Source organism: Pseudomonas sp. PDM28 (assembly GCF_019219115.1).
GTDB lineage: Bacteria > Pseudomonadota > Gammaproteobacteria > Pseudomonadales > Pseudomonadaceae > Aquipseudomonas > Aquipseudomonas laurylsulfatiphila.
In genome coordinates, this window is the sequence record NZ_JAHUWG010000009.1 from 228,052 (window position 1) to 246,946 (window position 18,895).

The 18,895-nt window shown below is 57.2% G+C and carries 15 protein-coding genes; 7 read left to right on the forward strand and 8 right to left on the reverse strand.

Going from position 1 to position 18,895, the window contains the following annotated elements; translation table 11 throughout:
* Positions 1-61 precede the first annotated feature (61 nt).
* Both KW841_RS21420 and KW841_RS21425 read left to right on the forward strand, forming a co-directional pair.
* The gene (locus KW841_RS21420) at positions 62-2,056 is read left to right on the forward strand and encodes a nucleoside-diphosphate sugar epimerase/dehydratase (RefSeq protein ID WP_218479664.1); all 1,995 of its coding nucleotides are present in this window, start codon (positions 62-64) and stop codon (positions 2,054-2,056) included.
* A 112-nt stretch (positions 2,057-2,168) separates the two neighbouring features.
* The gene (locus KW841_RS21425; RefSeq protein WP_218479665.1) at positions 2,169-2,504 is read left to right on the forward strand and encodes a ComEA family DNA-binding protein; all 336 of its coding nucleotides are present in this window, start codon (positions 2,169-2,171) and stop codon (positions 2,502-2,504) included.
* Positions 2,505-2,588: 84 nt separating this feature from the next.
* On the opposite strand, the gene KW841_RS21430 is transcribed toward KW841_RS21425, so the two are convergent.
* The gene (locus KW841_RS21430; protein WP_218479666.1) at positions 2,589-4,358 is read right to left on the reverse strand and encodes a calcium-binding protein; all 1,770 of its coding nucleotides are present in this window, start codon (positions 4,356-4,358) and stop codon (positions 2,589-2,591) included.
* 290 nt (positions 4,359-4,648) lie between these two features.
* On the opposite strand from KW841_RS21430, the gene KW841_RS21435 reads away from it, so the two are divergent.
* The 3 genes from KW841_RS21435 to KW841_RS21445 are packed head-to-tail and all read left to right on the forward strand — an operon-like array spanning position 4,649 to position 9,133.
* Positions 4,649-6,391 carry a type I secretion system permease/ATPase gene (locus KW841_RS21435; protein ID WP_218479746.1) on the forward strand — a complete coding sequence of 581 codons (1,743 nt, stop codon included), beginning with the start codon at positions 4,649-4,651 and terminating at the stop codon, positions 6,389-6,391.
* 13 nt (positions 6,392-6,404) lie between these two features.
* Positions 6,405-7,727, forward strand: a complete 1,323-nt coding sequence (locus KW841_RS21440) for an HlyD family type I secretion periplasmic adaptor subunit (protein ID WP_218479667.1) — start codon at positions 6,405-6,407, stop codon at positions 7,725-7,727.
* A 35-nt stretch (positions 7,728-7,762) separates the two neighbouring features.
* The gene (locus tag KW841_RS21445; RefSeq protein WP_218479747.1) at positions 7,763-9,133 is read left to right on the forward strand and encodes a TolC family outer membrane protein; all 1,371 of its coding nucleotides are present in this window, start codon (positions 7,763-7,765) and stop codon (positions 9,131-9,133) included.
* Positions 9,134-9,190: 57 nt separating this feature from the next.
* On the opposite strand, the gene KW841_RS21450 is transcribed toward KW841_RS21445, so the two are convergent.
* Positions 9,191-10,471, reverse strand: coding sequence for a Wzz/FepE/Etk N-terminal domain-containing protein (locus KW841_RS21450; protein ID WP_218479668.1), 1,281 nt, complete (start codon positions 10,469-10,471; stop codon positions 9,191-9,193).
* Positions 10,472-10,956: 485 nt separating this feature from the next.
* Here KW841_RS21450 and KW841_RS21455 point away from each other — a divergent pair, with 485 nt between their 5' ends.
* Both KW841_RS21455 and fabF read left to right on the forward strand, forming a co-directional pair.
* Entirely contained in the window at positions 10,957-11,751 is a 795-nt protein-coding gene (locus KW841_RS21455; protein ID WP_218479669.1) for an SDR family oxidoreductase, read from the forward strand.
* A gap of 31 nt (positions 11,752-11,782) precedes the next feature.
* The gene (gene fabF, locus KW841_RS21460) at positions 11,783-13,057 is read left to right on the forward strand and encodes a beta-ketoacyl-ACP synthase II (protein ID WP_218479670.1); all 1,275 of its coding nucleotides are present in this window, start codon (positions 11,783-11,785) and stop codon (positions 13,055-13,057) included.
* Here the strand turns inward: fabF and KW841_RS21465 are convergent.
* The 6 genes from KW841_RS21465 to rfbB all read right to left on the reverse strand — a co-directional run bounded on the left by KW841_RS21465 (position 13,054) and on the right by rfbB (position 18,583).
* Positions 13,054-13,611, reverse strand: coding sequence for a TetR/AcrR family transcriptional regulator (locus tag KW841_RS21465; protein ID WP_218479671.1), 558 nt, complete (start codon positions 13,609-13,611; stop codon positions 13,054-13,056). The two genes, fabF and KW841_RS21465, sit on opposite strands and share 4 nt — an antisense overlap.
* Before the next feature lie 167 nt (positions 13,612-13,778).
* Positions 13,779-13,946, reverse strand: a complete 168-nt coding sequence (locus KW841_RS21470) for a DUF2897 family protein (protein WP_079246726.1) — start codon at positions 13,944-13,946, stop codon at positions 13,779-13,781.
* 141 nt (positions 13,947-14,087) lie between these two features.
* A complete protein-coding gene (gene eat, locus KW841_RS21475) occupies positions 14,088-15,452 on the reverse strand; it encodes an ethanolamine permease (protein ID WP_218479672.1) in 1,365 nt (454 codons plus the stop codon).
* A gap of 260 nt (positions 15,453-15,712) precedes the next feature.
* Positions 15,713-16,582 carry a dTDP-4-dehydrorhamnose reductase gene (rfbD, locus tag KW841_RS21480; protein ID WP_218479673.1) on the reverse strand — a complete coding sequence of 290 codons (870 nt, stop codon included), beginning with the start codon at positions 16,580-16,582 and terminating at the stop codon, positions 15,713-15,715.
* Between the two features lie 46 nt (positions 16,583-16,628).
* The gene (gene rfbA / locus KW841_RS21485) at positions 16,629-17,504 is read right to left on the reverse strand and encodes a glucose-1-phosphate thymidylyltransferase RfbA (protein ID WP_218479674.1); all 876 of its coding nucleotides are present in this window, start codon (positions 17,502-17,504) and stop codon (positions 16,629-16,631) included.
* Entirely contained in the window at positions 17,501-18,583 is a 1,083-nt protein-coding gene (gene rfbB / locus KW841_RS21490) for a dTDP-glucose 4,6-dehydratase (RefSeq protein WP_218479675.1), read from the reverse strand. The genes rfbA and rfbB overlap by 4 nt, the downstream gene beginning before the upstream one ends.
* Between the last annotated feature and the right edge of the window lie 312 nt (positions 18,584-18,895).

The window sequence follows — 18,895 nt, forward strand, 5'->3', positions numbered from 1 at the left end:
TTACCGAAAGCTGCAGTTGCTGTATCAATGCTAGGAGCTTCGACAGGTGTTTAGAGGGGTTATGGATAAGATTCGGGCAAAGTTGTTAAGTCTGCCAAGACGACATAAACGCATTCTGCAGGTCCTGACTGATATTTCGCTGGTCTGGTTTGCCCTGTGGATGGCTTTTGTCGTGCGACTTGGGGTGGACGAGCTGGTCAACCCGTTCGCTCAGCATGTCTGGCTTTTTGTCAGTGCACCTGTCATCGCCATTCCTCTTTTCGTTCGCTTTGGCATGTACCGTGCCGTCATGCGGTACTTTGGAAATGACGCGCTCATTGCCATTATCAAGGCGGTGACATTATCGGCCTTGATACTTGGCGTCGTGGTGTACTGGTACAGCAATCATCAAAACGTCGTTCCGCGCTCGATCATTTTCAACTATTGGTGGTTGAGCCTGATCATGATCGGCGGCCTGCGCCTGGCCATGCGTCAGTACTTTATGGGCGACTGGTTCAGCGCCGCCCAGCACGTCCCGTTCACCAGCAGGGATGACGGCTTGCCGAAAGTGGCTATTTATGGCGCGGGGGCGGCGGGTAATCAACTTGTTGCAGCCTTGCGGATGGGGCGCGTCATGCGACCTGTTGCCTTTATCGATGACGATAGCGGGATCGCTGATCGGGTGATTTCCGGATTGCAGGTGTACAAGCCCAAGCACATCCAGCAGATGATCGATAACACCGGTGCACAGGAAATTCTCCTCGCTATCCCTTCGTCCAACCGGGGCCGCCGTCGCGAGATTCTCGGGTTTCTCGAAGGCTTTCCGCTGCACGTTCGAAGCGTCCCGGGTTTCATGGATCTGGCCAGTGGCCGGGTCAAGGTCGACGATATCCAGGAAGTAGACATTGCCGATCTGCTCGGGCGTGACGCAGTGCCGGCCCAGGCGGACTTACTCGAACATTGCATCACGGGGCAGTCCGTGTTGGTCACGGGCGCCGGGGGCTCCATTGGCTCCGAGCTTTGCCGGCAAATTCTGGCGCTGCGTCCGACAACGCTACTTCTGTTTGAGCACAGCGAGTTCAATCTTTACTCCATCCTGTCCGAGTTGGAGCAGCGGGTCGCTCGAGAGTCGCTGTCCATCCGTCTCTTGCCGATTCTCGGTTCGGTTCGCAACTCGGACAAATTGCTGGATGTCATGAAAACCTGGCGAGTAGACACGGTGTATCACGCCGCCGCCTACAAGCATGTGCCCATGGTCGAGCACAACATTGCCGAAGGCGTACTCAACAATGTGATCGGCACGCTTAATACGGCCCAGGCCGCACTCCAGGCAGGAGTTGCCAACTTCGTTCTGATTTCGACGGACAAGGCCGTACGACCTACCAATGTCATGGGTAGCACCAAGCGCCTTGCCGAGTTGACGTTGCAAGCGTTGAGTCGCGAGTTGGCTCCGGTGTTGTTCGGTGATACGAGCAATGTCTCCCGTGTGAACAAAACACGCTTCACGATGGTGCGGTTTGGTAACGTCCTGGGGTCATCGGGTTCGGTCATTCCGTTGTTTCACAAGCAGATCAAGTCGGGCGGCCCGCTGACGGTCACGCATCCGAAGATCACTCGATACTTCATGACCATCCCGGAAGCGGCGCAGTTGGTGATCCAGGCGGGCTCCATGGGACAGGGTGGTGATGTGTTTGTCCTCGACATGGGTGAACCTGTGAGGATCGTCGAGCTGGCCGAGAAGATGATCCATTTGTCCGGCCTGAGCGTGCGTTCGGAAAAGAACCTGCATGGCGACATCGCTATCGAGTTCACCGGGCTGCGTCCGGGTGAGAAGCTTTACGAAGAGTTGCTGATTGGTGACAACGTGGCGGCCACTCAGCACCCGATGATCATGACGGCCAACGAGGATCATCTGTCCTGGGATGTGCTGAAGGTCAAACTGACCGAGTTGCTTGCTGCGGTGGATCAGGACGACTATGCACGCGTCCGTCAATTGTTGCGCGACACCGTCAGCGGCTATACCCCGGACGGTGAGATTGTCGACTGGATCTATCAGCAGCGCCGCCTGGAACCCTGATTGTTTCATATCCGGTAACGTACACATTTTTGACAGCTCGATGTCATGGCCTAAGTTTGGAGAGCAGCTGCGGAAAAGCTGCTTTCTCAAACGACGGCATGGAGCTTCACTAATGCGTACAAGCAGTTTCCATTCTCTGGTTTTTGCCCTTCTCGTCAGCACCTCTCTCACGGCAATCGCCGCCCCTGTCAACGCCCCTGAGGTCAAGAATGCGCCGTTGGTGCAGGATGTTGCCGCCAAGGCGCAACCAGGCAAAGTCGATCTCAATAGTGCTGATGCACCTACGCTGCAACGTGAGTTGACTGGAGTGGGCGAGGCCAAAGCCAAGGCGATTGTTGCTTATCGTGAAAGTAACGGTGCGTTTGCGTCCGTTGACGAGTTACTGGAAGTGACGGGCATCGGCAAAGCGATTCTGGACCGGAACCGCGACAGGATCGAAGTGAACTGAGGTGATATAGAAACGACAAAGGCCGATCATTGATCGGCCTTTTTCTTTGGAGAAACTAATGCCCGATGGGCTGATCACCCGAACTCAGGCAAACAACATGTCGGTATCGCCCAGCAAGGTCGTCTGGCCAAGTAGCGTGATATTGCCACCGTGAGCGCCATCGCCGGCGGTGTCGAAAGTCACAACCAGCCCGTTGTCTTGCAGCGTTTGCGTCACAGCCTTGGTAGAAGCCGTCCAGCCGTATATGTACAGGGTGTCTTCACCTTGCTTGAAGTCCTGGATGGTGTCTGAGCCCGAGCCCGCAGTGAATGTGAAGAAGTCGTGACCGTTTCCGCCGATCAACAGGTCGTCACCGGTACCGCCGACGATGAAGTCGCTTCCGTTACCTCCAATCACTACGTCGTTGCCATCGTGACCGTTCAGCGAGCAGTTTGCATCCGAACGAGACTGGATGACGTCATTGCCGCTGTTTACGCCGCTGACACTGCCAGCCAGTATGGCGCCTGAGGTGCCGGTGTAGAGGATCTTGTCTGCCGAGCTGCTGCCGAAGATTTGATCGGCGTACCCGTAACCGGCATTGCTAGTGGCAGCCATGGTTTTGAAGTCTTTGAGGGGGTCAGCGTTGAAAATAAAAGTAGCGTCGCTGGCGGTGAGCAGAGTCGTACGGCCTTCGAGCAACATCCCTCCATCAAAACGTACATCGCCATCGATGTCATAACGAAGATAGACGCCGTCATCGGTTATTGTCTGATCGACCCGCAAGTTGAAATCACTTTGCGAAATTTGTGTGCGGCCTGTACCGCCGGCACCGCTGACGCCGAGGAAAACGAGTTGATCTGCTCCTACGCCGAAACTATCGACGACGTCGTTGAAGCCGTCGCCCTTGGAAAACGCATACTGGTCTGCACCGGCTCCGCCGGACATGTAGTCATCACCTGTACCGCCGACCAGGAGATCCGCTCGCTGTCCGCCAATCAGGACGTCATTGCCCGCATTGCCATAAAGTTGACCAGCGGAAAAATGTAGGGCAAGCGTGTCATTACCCTCTCCTCCGATCAGATTGGCGAACACCGGGCTGATCGAACTGCCGTCATATGAAATGAAGTCCGCGCCCGCGGTCCCTGTGATCGTGGCTCGTGAGTTTTCGGTGGTTGCGTTGCTATCTGTAAAGTGCGTGACGGCTGGATTGCCCGGAGCGGCTACTACCGTATAGTCAAAAACTCCACCAAGGGAGTTGGCAATGCTGGCCAGCAAGGTGTCGCTCAGACTGTCGCTACTGGTATAGAGCTTATGCTCTGTAGTGATTACTTGCGCTGCATAGAGATTGGCGAGGCGCAAGCCTTCTGCGCCGGTGTCCGACCATCCGGAAACACTGGCATTATGAGGAATGAAATTTTCAATATCGTCTGCGTTCATCATGTCTTTGACACCGACACGTTCGCCCGTGCGAACGTCGGTGTAATAGACGTTATAGTCCGCGTCCTGGATTTCCCACTTGTTGGTTGTGGTATTGAAAATTTCAAGGTACGTATGTCCCTGGAAGAATCCCTGGGAGTCTGAGTACGTCCAGATGGTGCGTTTTTGCAGGCCAAGCTCCGCGCAGAGGCCGCTGAATACGTTAACCATGTTGCCGCACAGAAGTTCTGCGCGTTCGGCAGTCGGGTCGCCTGTGACGGTTTTATAAATTTGCTCGGCGCTATAGTAAGGGTCATTGCCGTGGAGTGCCCACCAGGCGCCATCCGAGTGAGTTGTATTGTTGGACAGTAGTTCGCGGGCGACATCCTGGAGCAGCATGCCCGTTTCAGCCGCTTCTTGTCGGACGATATTGGCGAGTAAAGCAAAATAATTGGTCAAAACTGACTCCGCAGTGATTGGGTGGCCGCTCCCTGTACCCGAATCGCTCTGTAAACGGCGTTGCAGGCCAATAATTTCACATATATTACAGTCATTTGGCCGCTACGTTAAACAACCCATACTGACTATAGCGAAATTATGACACTTCAAAGAGTCACAACCAGCGCTGCTCGTCGACTACATCGCAAGCCAGGATAGTGGCGATTTCATTCTGCATACGTCGCTCAGGTGATACACTCGCGCGCCCCGCAATCCCCCGATCAACACGCCAGGTTGTCAGTCCCGAGATGATACGCAGTACACCCGAAAACAGCTTGCAGGAAGCCCTGAGGGCCTGCAGGAGCAGTTTCATGTCGGTGGGTTTTTTCAGCCTGTTCATCAACGCACTGATGTTGGTCCCGACCTTCTACATGCTTCAGGTCTACGGGCGGGTCGTCACGGGCGGCAGCCTGACGACGTTGGCCATGTTGACCATCATTCTGACCTTTCTGCTCGTGACGATGGGCCTGCTGGAGTGGGTACGCTCGCGGATCATGGTTCGTGTCAGCACCAGGCTCGACGTGTTGCTGGGCCGGGATGTCTACAGGGCCAGTTTCAAACGGGCCCTGGACAGCGGTGGCCAGGACGCGTCGGCCCAACCGCTCAGCGATCTGACCGGGCTGCGCCAATTCATGTCCGGGAACGGACTGTTCGCTTTTTTTGATGCGCCGTGGCTGCCGATCTATGTCGCGGTGTTGTTCCTGTTTCATCCCTGGTTTGGCTGGACGGCGATCGGTTGTGCGGTGATCTTGCTGGCGCTGGCCATTATCAATGAGCAATCCACGGGCAAGGTTCTGGCAGCGGCCAATAAAGAGAGCATTGGTTCGACGCTGCAAACCAACAAGAATTTGCGCAATGCCGAAGTGATCGAGTCCATGGGCATGCTTGACTCCCTCATGTCGCGCTGGAGTCTGCGGCACAAGAAAGTGCTGCTGCTGCAATCCCGAGCCAGCGATCGCAGCGGGATCATCACGTCGATATCCAAGACTTTCCGTCTGCTTGTTCAATCACTGATTCTCGGCCTCGGCGCTTATCTGGCGGTTAGCCATGAGATCAACGCCGGGCTGGTAATCGCGGGTTCAGTGCTGCTGGGTCGAGCGCTGGCCCCTCTGGACTTGATGATCGGCAGTTGGAAAGGATTCATCGCCGCCCGTTCACAATACGCACGACTGAACGGCATTCTCGACCAGCAAAAAGCCGAACCCGAGCGTATGCAATTGCCCGCTCCAATCGGTCATGTGACGGTGGAGAACCTCACCCTGGGTGCTCCAGGCGCAAAGACCGCGATCATCAAAGGCATCGGTTTCAACGCACCGGCAGGCGCGATGATCGGTGTCGTCGGGCCAAGCGCCTCGGGCAAGTCGACGCTTGCCAAGGCCTTGGTGGGCGTATGGAAACCACAGCACGGCGTCGTCCGTCTGGATACTGCCGATATTGCCAATTGGGACAAAAGCCAATTGGGACCGCACCTCGGGTATTTGCCGCAGGACATTGAATTGTTCGAAGGCACTATCAGCGACAACATCGCGCGTTTTGGTGTCGTGGACCCGGATAAAGTCGTGCTGGCGGCCAGGACCGCGAGTGTCCACGAAATGATTCTGATGCTGCCTGATGGCTACGATACGGTCATCGGCGAGGGCGGCATCAATCTGTCGGGTGGGCAACGGCAACGTATCGGATTGGCCCGGGCAATCTATGGCAGCCCGCGGCTTATCGTGCTGGATGAGCCGAACGCTCACCTGGACGAGGTCGGTGAGCGAGCGCTGGCGTTGGCGCTGCAACAGATAAAACTCACCGGGGCAACGGTTTTCGTGATCGCCCACCGGACCTCGATTCTGGCCCAGCTTGACCGCTTGCTGGTGATGAACGCCGGCACGATCAGTTTGTACGGTCCGCGGGACCAGGTCCTGGCGCAACTCAACGCGAATCAATCGGCCGCCCAGCAAAAGCCTGCCGCACGGGCAGGCACAGAAGTCGCTTCGACCGAAGTTTGACAGGAAGTTATCGATGAACCGCACGCTCACTACTCCTGCCGATACTTTCGCAGATCTGCCCATGTCCGACAGATCCGTACGCCGTAAAGGATTTCTCATTGTATTGGTGACGTTCGGCCTGTTCGGCGGATGGGCGGCGTTTGCTCCGCTGGACGGCGCGGCTTACGCGCCGGGTGTCGTCACCGTGCAAACCTATCGCAAGACGGTGCAGCATCTGGAGGGCGGCATCGTCAAGGATCTGCTTGCCCATGATGGCGATGTCGTGAAAAAAGGCGACCCGATCATCGTGCTCGATGACGCTCAACTGCGCTCCGAGTACGAAATGACCCGCAGCCAGTTGATTGCTGCCAGGACAATGGAGGCGCGCCTGCTCGCCGAGCGGGATGACCTGCCGGCGATCGCATTCCCGAAGGACCTCATTTCCGATAATCAGCGAAGTGCCGAGGCGCGTTACGGCGAGACTCAGGTGTTCAACGCAAGGCGTAGCTCGCGACTTGGACAAATCTCGGTCCTGCAAGAGCGTATTGGTCAGCTGAATCAGCAAATCAAGGGAACCGACACCATGATCGGTACCAAGACCAGCTTGCAGGAATCCTATAGCGGCGAAATTGCCGAATTGAAAGAGTTGCTGGCCCAGGGTTTTGTCGACAAACAGCGCATGCTCGAACAGGCACGCAAGCTGGACTTGCTCAAGTCTGAAGTGGCGGATCACCGCTCGACCAACATCAAGACCAAGTTGCAGATCAACGAAACCCAGTTGCAGATCCTGCAGATCGACAAGGACTTCAGCGCCGACGTTACCAAGCAGTTGGCAGAGACCCAGACCAAGGCCTATGACTTGCAGGAAAAAGCCTCGGCGCTGGAGGATCGCCTGAGCAGGGTGGTTATCCGCGCTCCGGATGACGGAATGGTGATCGGCATGACGGTTCACACCATCGGTGGCGTCGTGCGACCCGCGACGCCCTTGCTGGATATCGTTCCATCGGTTTCCGATCTGGTGGTCGAGGCACAGGTCTCACCCAATGACATCGACCGAATCGCTGTCGGCAAGTTGGCGGACATTCGCTTCAATGCCTTCAACACGGCCACGACTCCTGTCATCGAAGGTCGAGTGACCAGTGTTTCCGGCGACCGCCTGATCAACGAAAAAACCAGTGCGCCGTACTACCTGGCCCGGATCAGCGTGACTCGGGAAGGGGCGCGCAAACTGGGTGATCGCAAGTTGTTGGCGGGCATGCCGGCAGACGTATTGATCAACACCGGAGAACGCACCATGCTGCAGTACTTGATGCAGCCGGCACGTAACGTTATCGCCCAGTCGATGATCGAGGAGTGATCGTGCGTCTCTTTCCCTGCCTGGTATTGGGTTCGATGGCAATGCCTGTCCACGCCGCCGAAGCGCCCGTCGCCCGGTCCTCTATCACGACACCGCCAACGGCTTCGGTCAGTAAACAGAACTACTCGGTTGACTTGATGCAGTTGTACCGCGAGTCACGCCTGGAAGACCCTCGGGTGATCGCTTCTTACTCCAAGGCGCAATCCGGGGTCGAACAGCAAAACCAGGCATTTGGCAGTCTGTTGCCCTCGGTGACGGCTAACGCCGGATTCAACCGGATCAAACAGAACAACATTCAGATCGACGAGGCCTACGACAGCCGCAATTATTCGGTGGGGTTGACCCAGCCTTTGTATAACAAGGCTGCCTGGGAAAACTACCAGCACTTCAAAAGCCTGGCAAAGCAGGCGGACTCCGAATCAAAGGAGGCTCAGGCCGAAGCCACGGTGGATCTTGCGCAGCGTTACTTTGCAGCATTGGCTGCCGATGATGAACTTGAACTGGTGCAGGCCGAGCGCAGGGCTACCCAGAAAAACCTCGACCGGGTCAGTGCGCTCTACAGCAAACAGTTGGCAATGGTTACCGATTTGCTGGATCTCCAGGCTCGAGTCGATTCGCTGGCCGCCCAGGAAGTCGAAGCGCGTAACCAGTCCAGTCTGAGCCGCGTCGCGTTGTCGGAGATTATCGGACGGCCGATCAAAGAGAAGCTCAGTCGTGTGCGTAATGACGTCGAATTGAAGGTGTCCGCCGAAAGCCTGGAGAGTTGGGTGAATTTGGCGATCGCCGACAATCCGGCGATCAAGGCCAGTGAAAATGCTCAGGAGGCTGCCGAGGCTGCCCTGCGCGCCGGTAAGGGCGGACACTATCCCACGGTCAATCTGAACCTGAGCGCACAACAAACCAACGAGGGTTACAACAATTCGTTGGCGCCGCAGACCGACAGCTATGTCGCGGGTGTGGGGGTACAGATTCCGATCTATAGCGGTGGTGCGACATCCGCGCGGGTCAGGCAGTTGTATCAGGATCAGCTCACCGCGGAACAGCAATTGGTGGCGACGCGTCGTCAGGTGGTCAAGGAAACGACTAACGCGTATTTGACTGCAGACTCAAGCGTGGAAAAGATTCGTGCCAATCGCAATGCACTGGCTTCGGCCGAACAGTCGCGCATTGCCGCGGAAAAGGCATTCACCTACGGCGTGGTTAATGCCGTGGATGTATTGACGGCGGTGCAGAATGAGTTCACGGCACGTCGCGATCTGCTCAAGACTCAATACGATTTTATAACCAATCTTTTTATTCTCAATCGCTGGGCCGGAAAGTTGTCGCAAGAAAGTGTCGAGAGCGTGAATGTCTGGTTGAGCGGGAATGATCAGGTGATCACTTCACCCGAGACACTGCGCGAATAAGTTGTCGCCTTTTAACCAAGTCGGCTGCGCTTGCAGAGCAAGCGCAGCACTCGACATTTAGCGACGAGATGTCTGCAGTGAGAACATGGCGCGACGAAGAATCGCGACACCCACGCCGAGCAAGAGTCCAAAGATCAGACCAAATCCAACGATCAGGGCCTTCTTCGGTTTTATCGGCGCTTGAGGTGGTGTGGCATCTTTATCAACTTGAACCAGGTTGAACTGATCGAAGTTTACATCCACTTGTTTCAAGTGAGTCAATTCTCCGCGGATATCCGCGAACTCCTTGAGAAACAGCTCAGGATGATTCCGTTCTTTGAGCAGTGCCGCTTCGCGGTTGGTGGCCAGCAGGCTCAGTTCCTTTTGAATTTCATCGATACGCGGCTCGGTGAAGTCATCGGAATTACGAGCTACCAGAGTGGCGCGTTCCGCTTCCAGTGCCGCCTGTCCCAGGAAATACAGCGGTATTTTCTGATTGTTGACTTCGGTGCGGATCATGTTGCCCTGATGTGTCTGCTCTCCATCTCCCAGCGCCGAAGGTGTGGTGGGTTTTACGATGCCGAGTTTCTTGGCGATAACGATGGCTTCATCAAGCTCTTTGATGCGGTTCTGGCGACGGCTTTGCAGTTGTTGACGCAGCGCTTTGAGTTCGTCTTGAAGTACTTGTTTCTTTAATTGATCTTTTTCCAGCAAGTGCGCGATTCTGGAGTCTTTTTCCGCCTCATAGATAGATTTTTTTGACTCCAGCTTTTTTTCTACATTCTCGATGCGGTTGGCAATCAGTGTTTTCAGGTTTGCAGCGACTTTTTCCTTTTCGACTTTGACGACGTAGTCGGTAAAACCTTTCAAGATGCCTACACCATCTACACCCTGAGGGTATCTGAGACTAAGACCAACGGCTTCGGTAAGGCTGGAGCTCTTTCTAGGATCGATTTTTTCAAGCGAAAATGCTTTTTCGTTGAATTTTTCAAATGTCTCTTCAAGGGATTGCCCTGGCACCTGCAAGGGTGCAAGGAACTGCGGGTTGGCCTGGAAGAACTTAAGGCGGACATCATAAGACTGCATTGATGAGCCAACGTTATTCAGCGCATCATTTGGCAGGATTTTGTAAAGTCCAGACTCATTCAACTCGTCAAGATCTGCCATTGGAACAGGTCGAACAGTCGTTTCGACTTCATATTCCGGAGTTGCCAATAGAGCATAAGCAATGGCGGCGGTAACAGTCAGTGCAGTAAATAGTAAAATAATCGGCCGTTGGCTCCAGAGGCTACCAATAAGCTCCTTTACTTCAGCAACATCGTGTCCGGGAGTATTAATTGTATTTACTGGAATGTTCATTACGCGCTCTGAAAGTTTGGACAGACGCTCCAAAAGTGTTTCTTGAAAATATCGTCATCCAGGGTTGAAAATTTTACATCTGGTTAAATTTTTTTGGATTTTCCTGCATTTGAAACCAAACAGCAAGGGTGAGAAACAGTCGCAAATACGTATGCAAGGTCGGTCTGGCATCGCTTCGATGGCTCAAGGACTGGTTCTACGCATGTCCCCCTGTCCCCAAGGTACCCTTAAAGCGCGTTGTTCATCCCCCATCATTGATCGGTCAGCCCGCAATACCATTCATTCCATCGCACAGGGCCGGCGCGGTTTCATGTTCATTCAGGGTCTACTCTCATTCTGGCAGGGTCACCGACGAGAGCCGAGCGTTTCTCGAGAAATAAAATTACGACTATCATATTGCGTTTAAATTATGTCTATAATGAATGCGGCTTGCGCCAGTGTGCGTTGGTGTCAGGCGTCCCTCAGCATCTTTCAGGAGCACTGTCATGAATTCAGTTCAGTCCCAAGGTACGGCCCTTGTCACCGGTGCTTCCTCAGGTATCGGGGCGGTTTACGCCGAGCGGTTGGCGGCCCGTGGTTTTGATTTGTTGCTGGTGGCTCGCGACGAGCAGCGGCTGGAAGCGGCCGCGAGCAAACTGCGCTCGGAGCATGGGATCAAGGTTGAAGTGCTGAAGGCGGACCTGACTCAAAAAGCAGACGTGCTGCAGCTCGAACAGCGGTTACGCAGCGATTCGAGTATCAGTCTGTTGCTCAATAACGCCGGTGTGGCGGCGGACGGGCTTTTGGCCAATGCCGATCTCGACCAACTGGAGCGAATGATTCAGTTGAACATCACCGCTGTCACGCGATTGGCCGCGGCGGCCGCAGCCGGTTTTACCAAGGCCGGGCGCGGCACAATCATCAATATTGCGTCGGTGGTGGCCTTGTTTCCCGAGCGTTTCAACGCGACCTACAGCGCCAGCAAGGCCTATGTATTGAGCCTGACTCAATCGTTGAACGCCGAACTGGACGGCACCGGGGTGAAGATCCAGGCGGTGCTGCCCGGTGTGACCCGAACCGAGATCTGGGAGCGCTCCGGCATCGATGCGTCACAAATTCCTGCGGACATGGTGATGGAGGCGGGTGAGATGGTCGATGCTGCATTGTCAGGTCTGGATCAGGGTGAATTGATCACCATTCCTTCATTGCCCGATGCGGCGGATTGGAATGCGTTCGTGGCGGCGCGTCTTGTGATGGCGCCTAACCTGTCCAAAAGCAAGGCTGCTGCCCGTTATCGGTAAGTGCCATCAAAAAGATTGAGGTGTGAGTGGTATGAGTGATCGTCGTGTGGTTGTAACAGGCATGGGCCTGGTGTCGCCGCTGGGGAGCGGTGTCGAAGTGGTCTGGAAGCGGCTGTTGGCCGGGCGTTCCGGGCTGCGTAATCTGCCGGATGAGGTGGTTGCCGATTTGCCGGCCAAGGTCGGCGGAGCGGTGCCGACGCTGGCTGATGATCCGCAGGCGGGTTTCGATCCGGACCTGGCGACGCCACCCAAGGAACAGAAGAAGATGGACCGCTTCATTCTGTTCGCCATGGAAGCCGCGCGTCAGGCACTGGAGCAAGCCGGCTGGCAAGCGCTGGATGCCAATGCCCAGGAGCGCACGGCCACCATCATCGGTTCAGGCGTGGGTGGTTTCGGCGCGATTGCCGACGCGGTGCGCACTACCGATAGCCGTGGTCCGAGGCGTTTGTCTCCATTCACTATTCCTTCATTTCTGGTCAACCTTGCGGCCGGTCATGTGTCGATCCAGCATGGCTTCAAGGGGCCATTGGGTGCGCCGGTCACGGCATGCGCCGCCGGGGTTCAGGCGATTGGCGACGCGGCGCGAATGATTCGCACGGGCGAGGCGGATATCGCGGTGTGCGGCGGTGCGGAAGCGGCGATCGATCGGGTCAGCCTTGCCGGGTTCGCCGCTGCTCGCGCCTTGTCCAGTGCCTACAACGACACGCCTGAGCGCGCTTCACGACCTTTCGACAGTGGTCGCGATGGCTTTGTCATGGGTGAAGGGGCCGGGCTGCTGGTCATCGAGTCTCTGGAGCATGCGCTGGCCAGGGGCGCCAAGCCCCTGGCGGAGCTGGTCGGCTACGGCACCAGCGCCGATGCCTATCACCTGACCGCCGGTCCCGAGGACGGCAGCGGTGCGCGGCGAGCGATGTCGTTGGCATTGGCACAGGCCGGTGTTTCACCGGCTCAGGTCCAGCATCTGAATGCTCATGCGACCTCGACTCCGGTGGGGGATCTGGGTGAGCTGGCGGCGATCAAGGCATTGTTCGGGGCGCAAAATGGAATTGCCGTGACATCAACCAAGTCGGCGACCGGGCATTTACTCGGTGCAGCGGGTGGGCTCGAAGCGATTTTTACATTGCTGGCGATCCGCGACCAGGTCGTGCCGGCGACCCTCAACTTCGAAAAACCGGACCCTGCCACTGAAGGCGTGGACATTGTTCATGGCAATGCACGGCCGATGGCCATCGAATATGCGTTGTCCAACGGCTTCGGATTTGGCGGGGTCAATGCCAGCGTGTTGTTCAAGCGTTGGCAGGGTTAATCCTGCGGGTGTTTGAGGTGTTCGCGTGCAACGTCGAGAATCCGTTGGGCAAACCCGGCGTCGGCCACGCTGCGCGATAACAGCAAGGCGCCGACCAGCGTAGACATGATGACGATGCTACGGTCGGCGGTGTGCTCTCCGTCAAGGGCGTGCCGGATCTGATCGAGTCGCGCCTGGAGTACGGCGTCGCTGGTCGGACTCGGTTGACCACGCAGCCCCAGTTCCGAAGAAATGGTCAACAGCGGGCAGCCTTCGTGGGGTGAGGTTTGATGCCATTCGGAAAGGTAAGTGTCGATGAAGGCTTCGAGTGGATGCTCCTCGGCGAAGATTTGCGCACACAACTCGTCGACTTGTGCACCTGCCTCTTGCAAGGCTTTTTCCACCAGTTCGTCTTTGGACTTGAAGTGCGAGTAAAAGCCACCGTGAGTCAGGCCCAGTGCTTTCATCAGGGGTTGCAGCCCGGTCGCGCCGATACCGTCGCGTCGAAATCGTGCTGAAGCTTCCTTGATTATGCGTTGGTGGGTCTGGGCTTTATGGTCCTGCGAGTAACGCATCTGATATCTCCGCATCAATGCGGCCCATATTAACCAATGAAAATTGCATGGTGACTGTACTTCTACGTCTAAAAAGCATGCAGATGCTTCGATATGGGTACAAAGCGGCATGATTTCAGGGCAAGCCACGCAAAAACAAACCCCGCCGTTCAAGGCGGGGTTTTCATTCAGCGGTCCTGCGCTTCCTTGGCGTCCATTTCCGCATTGCGTTCGGCGACGCGCTTACGTTGCTCTTCGGTCAGTTCGACCTTGTTGGCGGTGTCGCGCAGCATCATCAGACCACCAACGATCGAGCCGATGGCAACGACCAGAATCAACCAGGCATACCAGGGCATAGGACTCTCCTTGAAAGCAGGCGGGTCGACGAGGGTTCGCCAACCAATCGCGTATAGCTCTTTGAGTGACGGGGTTTCATCGCAGTTCCATCGCTATCACCCCCATTCTATGCCTGTTGTCCAAGGTTCACTTGAACGCTTTCAAAGTCCGGTCAGCATCGCGTCCGCCGGTGCGTCGGCGCGCAATTGCGCGGTGAGCGTGAAGTACACGAAACCCGCGGCCATGAAGCCCAGGAAGATCAGGCCGATCAGGGTGTTGAACCAGGCCATCGCCACCAGGCACACCACCGCCAGCATCAGCGCAATGAACGGCACCAGCGGGTAGCACGGGGCGCGGAAGGTGCGTTCCAGGTTCGGCTCGGTTTTGCGCAGCTTGAACAGGCTGAGCATGCTCATGATGTACATGACGATGGCGCCGAACACCGCCATGGTGATCATCGCCGCCGTCAGCGTCATGCCGCCGAGGTTGATCAAACTGTCGCTGTAGATTGCCGCGATGCCGATCACGCCGCCGGCGATGATCGCCCGGTGCGGTGTCTGGAAGCGCGACAATCTGGCCAGGGACGCCGGCAGGTAGCCGGCGCGGGCGAGGGCGAAGAACTGGCGTGAATAGCCAAGGATGATCCCGTGGAAACTCGCCACCAGGCCGAACAGGCCAATCCACACCAGCATGTGCAGCCAGCCCGAGCTTTCGCCGACCACGGTTTTCATCGCCTGGGGCAGCGGGTCGTTGATGTTCGACAGGGTGCGCCAGTCGCCTACGCCACCGGCGAAGAACATCACGCCCATCGCCAGCAGCACCAGGGTCAAGATACCGCTGATGTAGGCCTTGGGAATGGTGCGTTTCGGGTCCTTGGCTTCTTCGGCGGCCATGGCGGCGCCTTCGATGGCCAGGAAGAACCAGATGGCAAAGGGGATCGCCGCGAACATTCCGGCGATCGCCGGAGCGCCGAACACGTCGCTACCGGCCCAGCCATTGAGGGCGAAGTTGCTGAAACTGAACGCCGGCGCGACCACGCCCATGAACACCAGCAGTTCAGCGACCGCCAACACGCAGACCACCAGCTCGAAGGTCGCCGCCAGTTTCACGCCGAGGATGTTGAGACCCATGAACAGGATGTAGGCACCGACTGCCGCGTGTTTCGGGTCCAGGGCTGGAAACTGGACATTTAGATAGGCGCCGATGGCCAGCGCAATCGCCGGCGGGGCGAAGACGAATTCGATCAATGTCGCCAAGCCGGCGATCAATCCGCCTTTTTCCCCGAACGCGCGACGACTGTAGGCAAAGGGACCTCCAGCGTGAGGAATGGCTGTGGTCAACTCGGTGAAACTGAAGATGAAACAGGTGTACATGGTGGCAACCATGAACGAGGTCACCAGGAAGCCCAAGGTCCCGGCCACGCCCCAGCCATAACTCCAGCCGAAATACTCCCCGGAAATCACCAGCCCGACCGCGATGCCCCACAGATGCAACGTGCCCAGCGTGGGGTTGAGTTGTGTGTTCATGCGCTTGCTCCCTGAGTGGTTTGGAACGCTCGGGGGGAAGCCGGTGCAGTGGGCGTGCCATTTCGCCTGGGTGCGTCGTAATGGGCTGAAAGGCGTCGTATCGGAGATGTTCGCGTCTGATTGTGCGGATTTTGTGCGTCAGTCGGGGGCGTCGTTGCCGCAAATGCCGCTTTCGCGAGCAAGCCCGCCTGTCTGCTACACGACGCCGCTGCGATGCGGATACGTTGTGTTTCAAGGCAGGTGCGGGCTGCCGTTGATGTTCAGGTTTGTTCGGTAAGGCACTCGCGCAGCGCCGTCTGCCAGTCAGGTTGGCTGACGCCCCAATCCCGTTGCAAGCGACTGCAGTCCAGGCGCGAGTTGAGCGGCCTGGCGGCAGGCGTCGGGTAGTCGCTGGACGGGATCGGTAACAGGGTGGCGCAGGGTTTGCCCTGTTGTCGCAATGCTTCGCCGATTGCCTGGGCGAAGCCAAACCAGGAAGTTTCACCTTTAGCGGTCAGGTGATAAGTGCCCCAGTTGGCCACTTCGTTCGCCTGCCAGTGTTCAATCAGGGCAAGGGTGCTGTTGGCGATTGTGCCGGCCCAGGTAGGGGCCCCGATTTGATCGGCGACTACACGCAACTCCGGTTTCTCTTGCAGTAGGCGCTGCATCGTCAGCAGAAAGTTGCGGCCATGGGTTGAATAGACCCAACTGGTACGCAGGATCAGGTGTTTGCCTTGCACGTCCCTGATGGCCTGTTCGCCGGCCAGCTTGCTCTTGCCGTATACCCCGAGCGGATTGGGCCTGTCGTCCTCATTGTACGGTTCGGCTTTCAACCCGTCGAAAACATAGTCCGTGGAGTAATGTATCAACGGGATGTCCAGAGCCAGCGCCTCTTCGGCGAGGATGCCGGGAGCGATCGCGTTGATGGCGAAGGCTGCTTGCGGCTCGCTTTCTGCCAGGTCAACGGCGGTATGGGCCGCCGCGTTGATGATCAGATCGGGCCTGATGTTTTGCACCTGGCGGCGAATCTGATCGGGTTGCGCGAGATCGAGCTGATCGCGACCCAATACGATCAGTTCGCCGACAGCCCCCAGCCGCCGTTGCAGTTCATGGGAGACCTGACCATTGCGGCCATTGATGAGTACTTTCATGGCAGCAGCCCAGTCTCTTCACGAGGCAAATCGGGCTCACACAGGTTCATGGCTCTTCCCCTGCCAGTTTGGCCAGGTACTGGCCATATCCGGTCTTGCCAAAGTACCGGGCGCGCTCCAGCAGCTGTTCGCGGTCGATCCAGCCATTTTCATAGGCTATTTCTTCGAGACAGGCGACTTTGAGGCCTTGGCGGTGTTCGATGGTCTGCACGTATTGAGAGGCTTCGAGCAAGCTGTCGTGGGTGCCGGTGTCGAGCCAGGCGAAACCCCGACCAAAACGCTCGACCTGCAGGTCGCCGCGTTGCAGATAGGCGTTGTTGACGTCGGTGATTTCCAGCTCGCCGCGAGGCGAAGGTTTGACCGCCTTGGCGATCTCGATCACGTCGTTGTCGTAGAAATACAGGCCGGTAACGGCATAGCTGGATTTCGGTTTTTTCGGTTTTTCCTCGATCGAAAGCGCACGGCCTTCGCTGTCGAAGTCGATGACGCCGAAGCGCTCGGGATCCTTGACCCAGTAACCGAACACGGTGGCGCCGGAGCAGCGTTTTGCCGCGTTCTGCAACTGTTCGCCAAAGTGCTGACCGTGGAAGATGTTATCGCCCAGGATCAGGCACACAGGGTCATCGCCGATGAACTCCTCGCCAATCAGGAAAGCCTGGGCCAGACCGTCCGGTGAAGGCTGCTCGGCAAAGCTGAAGTTCACCCCGAACTGGCTGCCGTCACCCAGCAGATTGCGATACTGCGGCAGATCCTGCGGGGTGGAGATCAGCAGGATGTCCTTGATGCCGGCCAGCATCAGCACCGAGATCGGATAGTAGATCATGGGCTTGTCATAGACCGGCAACAGCTGCTTCGACACGCCGAGCGTAATCGGGTGCAGGCGCGTGCCTGAGCCACCCGCCAAAACGATGCCTTTCATCATGCGAGCAGCTCCTTGGGATTGATGGCGCCAAGGCGTTCACCTTGATAGCTGCCGTCCTGGACACGGCGGCACCACTCCAGGTTGTCGAGATACCATTGAACGGTTTTGCGCAGGCCGGTTTCGAAGGTCTCTTCGGGCACCCAGCCCAGTTCGCGTTCAATCTTGCCGGCGTCGATTGCGTAACGTAAGTCATGACCAGGGCGGTCCTGGACGAACGTGATCAGGTCGGCGTAATGCGCAACGCCCTCAGGCTTGTGCGGTGCCAGTTCTTCGAGCAGGGCGCAGATGCCGCGCACCACGTCGATGTTCTTTTGTTCGTTGTGCCCGCCGATGTTGTAGGTCTCGCCGACGGTGCCGGTGGTCACCACCTTGAGCAGTGCCCGGGCGTGATCTTCGACGAACAGCCAGTCGCGCACTTGCAGGCCGTTGCCATACACCGGCAGCGGCTTGCCGGCCAGGGCATTGAGGATGACCAGCGGAATCAGTTTCTCGGGGAAGTGGAAAGGCCCGTAATTGTTCGAGCAATTGGTCAGCAGCACCGGCAAGCCATAGGTTCGCTGCCAGGCGCGGACCAGATGGTCGGACGCAGCCTTGCTGGCGGAGTAGGGGGAGCTGGGGGCGTAGGGCGTCGTTTCCGTAAACAGGTCGTCGACACCGTGCAGGTCGCCGTAAACCTCGTCAGTGGAGATGTGATGAAAGCGGAACGCGCTTTTCTCGGGCTCCGGGAGGGCTTGCCAATAGGCACGGGCAGCTTCGAGCAGGCTGTAGGTGCCGACGATGTTGGTCTGGATGAATTCCGATGGCCCGTCGATGGAACGATCGACGTGGGACTCCGCTGCCAGGTGCATGATCGCGTGAGGCTGGAAGCGGGCCAGCACAGCACTGACGGTGGCCTGGTCGACAATATCGGCCTGAACGAACTCGTAGCGCGTGTCGTTGGCGATGCTGGTCAGCGATTCGAGATTGCCGGCATACGTCAGTTTGTCCAGGTTGAGCACTTCATGCCCGGTGTGTTGGATCAGCTCGCGAACAAGGGCCGAGCCGATGAAGCCGGCTCCGCCGGTAATGAGGATACGCACGTTGGGCCAGCCTTTTTCAGTAATGCGAATGGCGGTAGCTTGCAGGCGCGAGCGGGGAGGTGCAAGAGTTCTTGACCCATTTGGTTGCGTCGCGCCGATCAGGTTCGATTATCCATGAGTTGCCGCCGTCACTCACTACTCTTGCGCACAATTTGGAGTTCCAGGTACGACCCGCGCGGTTTTTGCGTACCGGATCGCCATCGCGCACCCCGTAACCCCAGCGTAAACCCACTCTTTACGCTTTCTTTATGCCCGGCCCGCACCCTCGGTCTCGTTCCTTTACAGCCTCTTTTCCGACAATGACTCCACACG

What these genes read in the sequence shown, in the direction of transcription:
- KW841_RS21420 (WP_218479664.1), top strand. Translation starts at nt 62, where the DNA reads ATGGATAAGATTCGGGCAAAGTTGTTAAGTCTGCCAAGACGACATAAA.
- KW841_RS21425 (WP_218479665.1), top strand. Translation starts at nt 2,169, where the DNA reads ATGCGTACAAGCAGTTTCCATTCTCTGGTTTTTGCCCTTCTCGTCAGC.
- KW841_RS21440 (WP_218479667.1), top strand. Translation starts at nt 6,405, where the DNA reads ATGAACCGCACGCTCACTACTCCTGCCGATACTTTCGCAGATCTGCCC.
- KW841_RS21445 (WP_218479747.1), top strand. Translation starts at nt 7,763, where the DNA reads ATGGCAATGCCTGTCCACGCCGCCGAAGCGCCCGTCGCCCGGTCCTCT.
- KW841_RS21450 (WP_218479668.1), bottom strand. Translation starts at nt 10,471, where the DNA reads ATGAACATTCCAGTAAATACAATTAATACTCCCGGACACGATGTTGCT.
- KW841_RS21455 (WP_218479669.1), top strand. Translation starts at nt 10,957, where the DNA reads ATGAATTCAGTTCAGTCCCAAGGTACGGCCCTTGTCACCGGTGCTTCC.
- fabF (WP_218479670.1), top strand. Translation starts at nt 11,783, where the DNA reads ATGAGTGATCGTCGTGTGGTTGTAACAGGCATGGGCCTGGTGTCGCCG.
- KW841_RS21465 (WP_218479671.1), bottom strand. Translation starts at nt 13,611, where the DNA reads ATGCGTTACTCGCAGGACCATAAAGCCCAGACCCACCAACGCATAATC.
- KW841_RS21470 (WP_079246726.1), bottom strand. Translation starts at nt 13,946, where the DNA reads ATGCCCTGGTATGCCTGGTTGATTCTGGTCGTTGCCATCGGCTCGATC.
- eat (WP_218479672.1), bottom strand. Translation starts at nt 15,452, where the DNA reads ATGAACACACAACTCAACCCCACGCTGGGCACGTTGCATCTGTGGGGC.
- rfbD (WP_218479673.1), bottom strand. Translation starts at nt 16,582, where the DNA reads ATGAAAGTACTCATCAATGGCCGCAATGGTCAGGTCTCCCATGAACTG.
- rfbA (WP_218479674.1), bottom strand. Translation starts at nt 17,504, where the DNA reads ATGATGAAAGGCATCGTTTTGGCGGGTGGCTCAGGCACGCGCCTGCAC.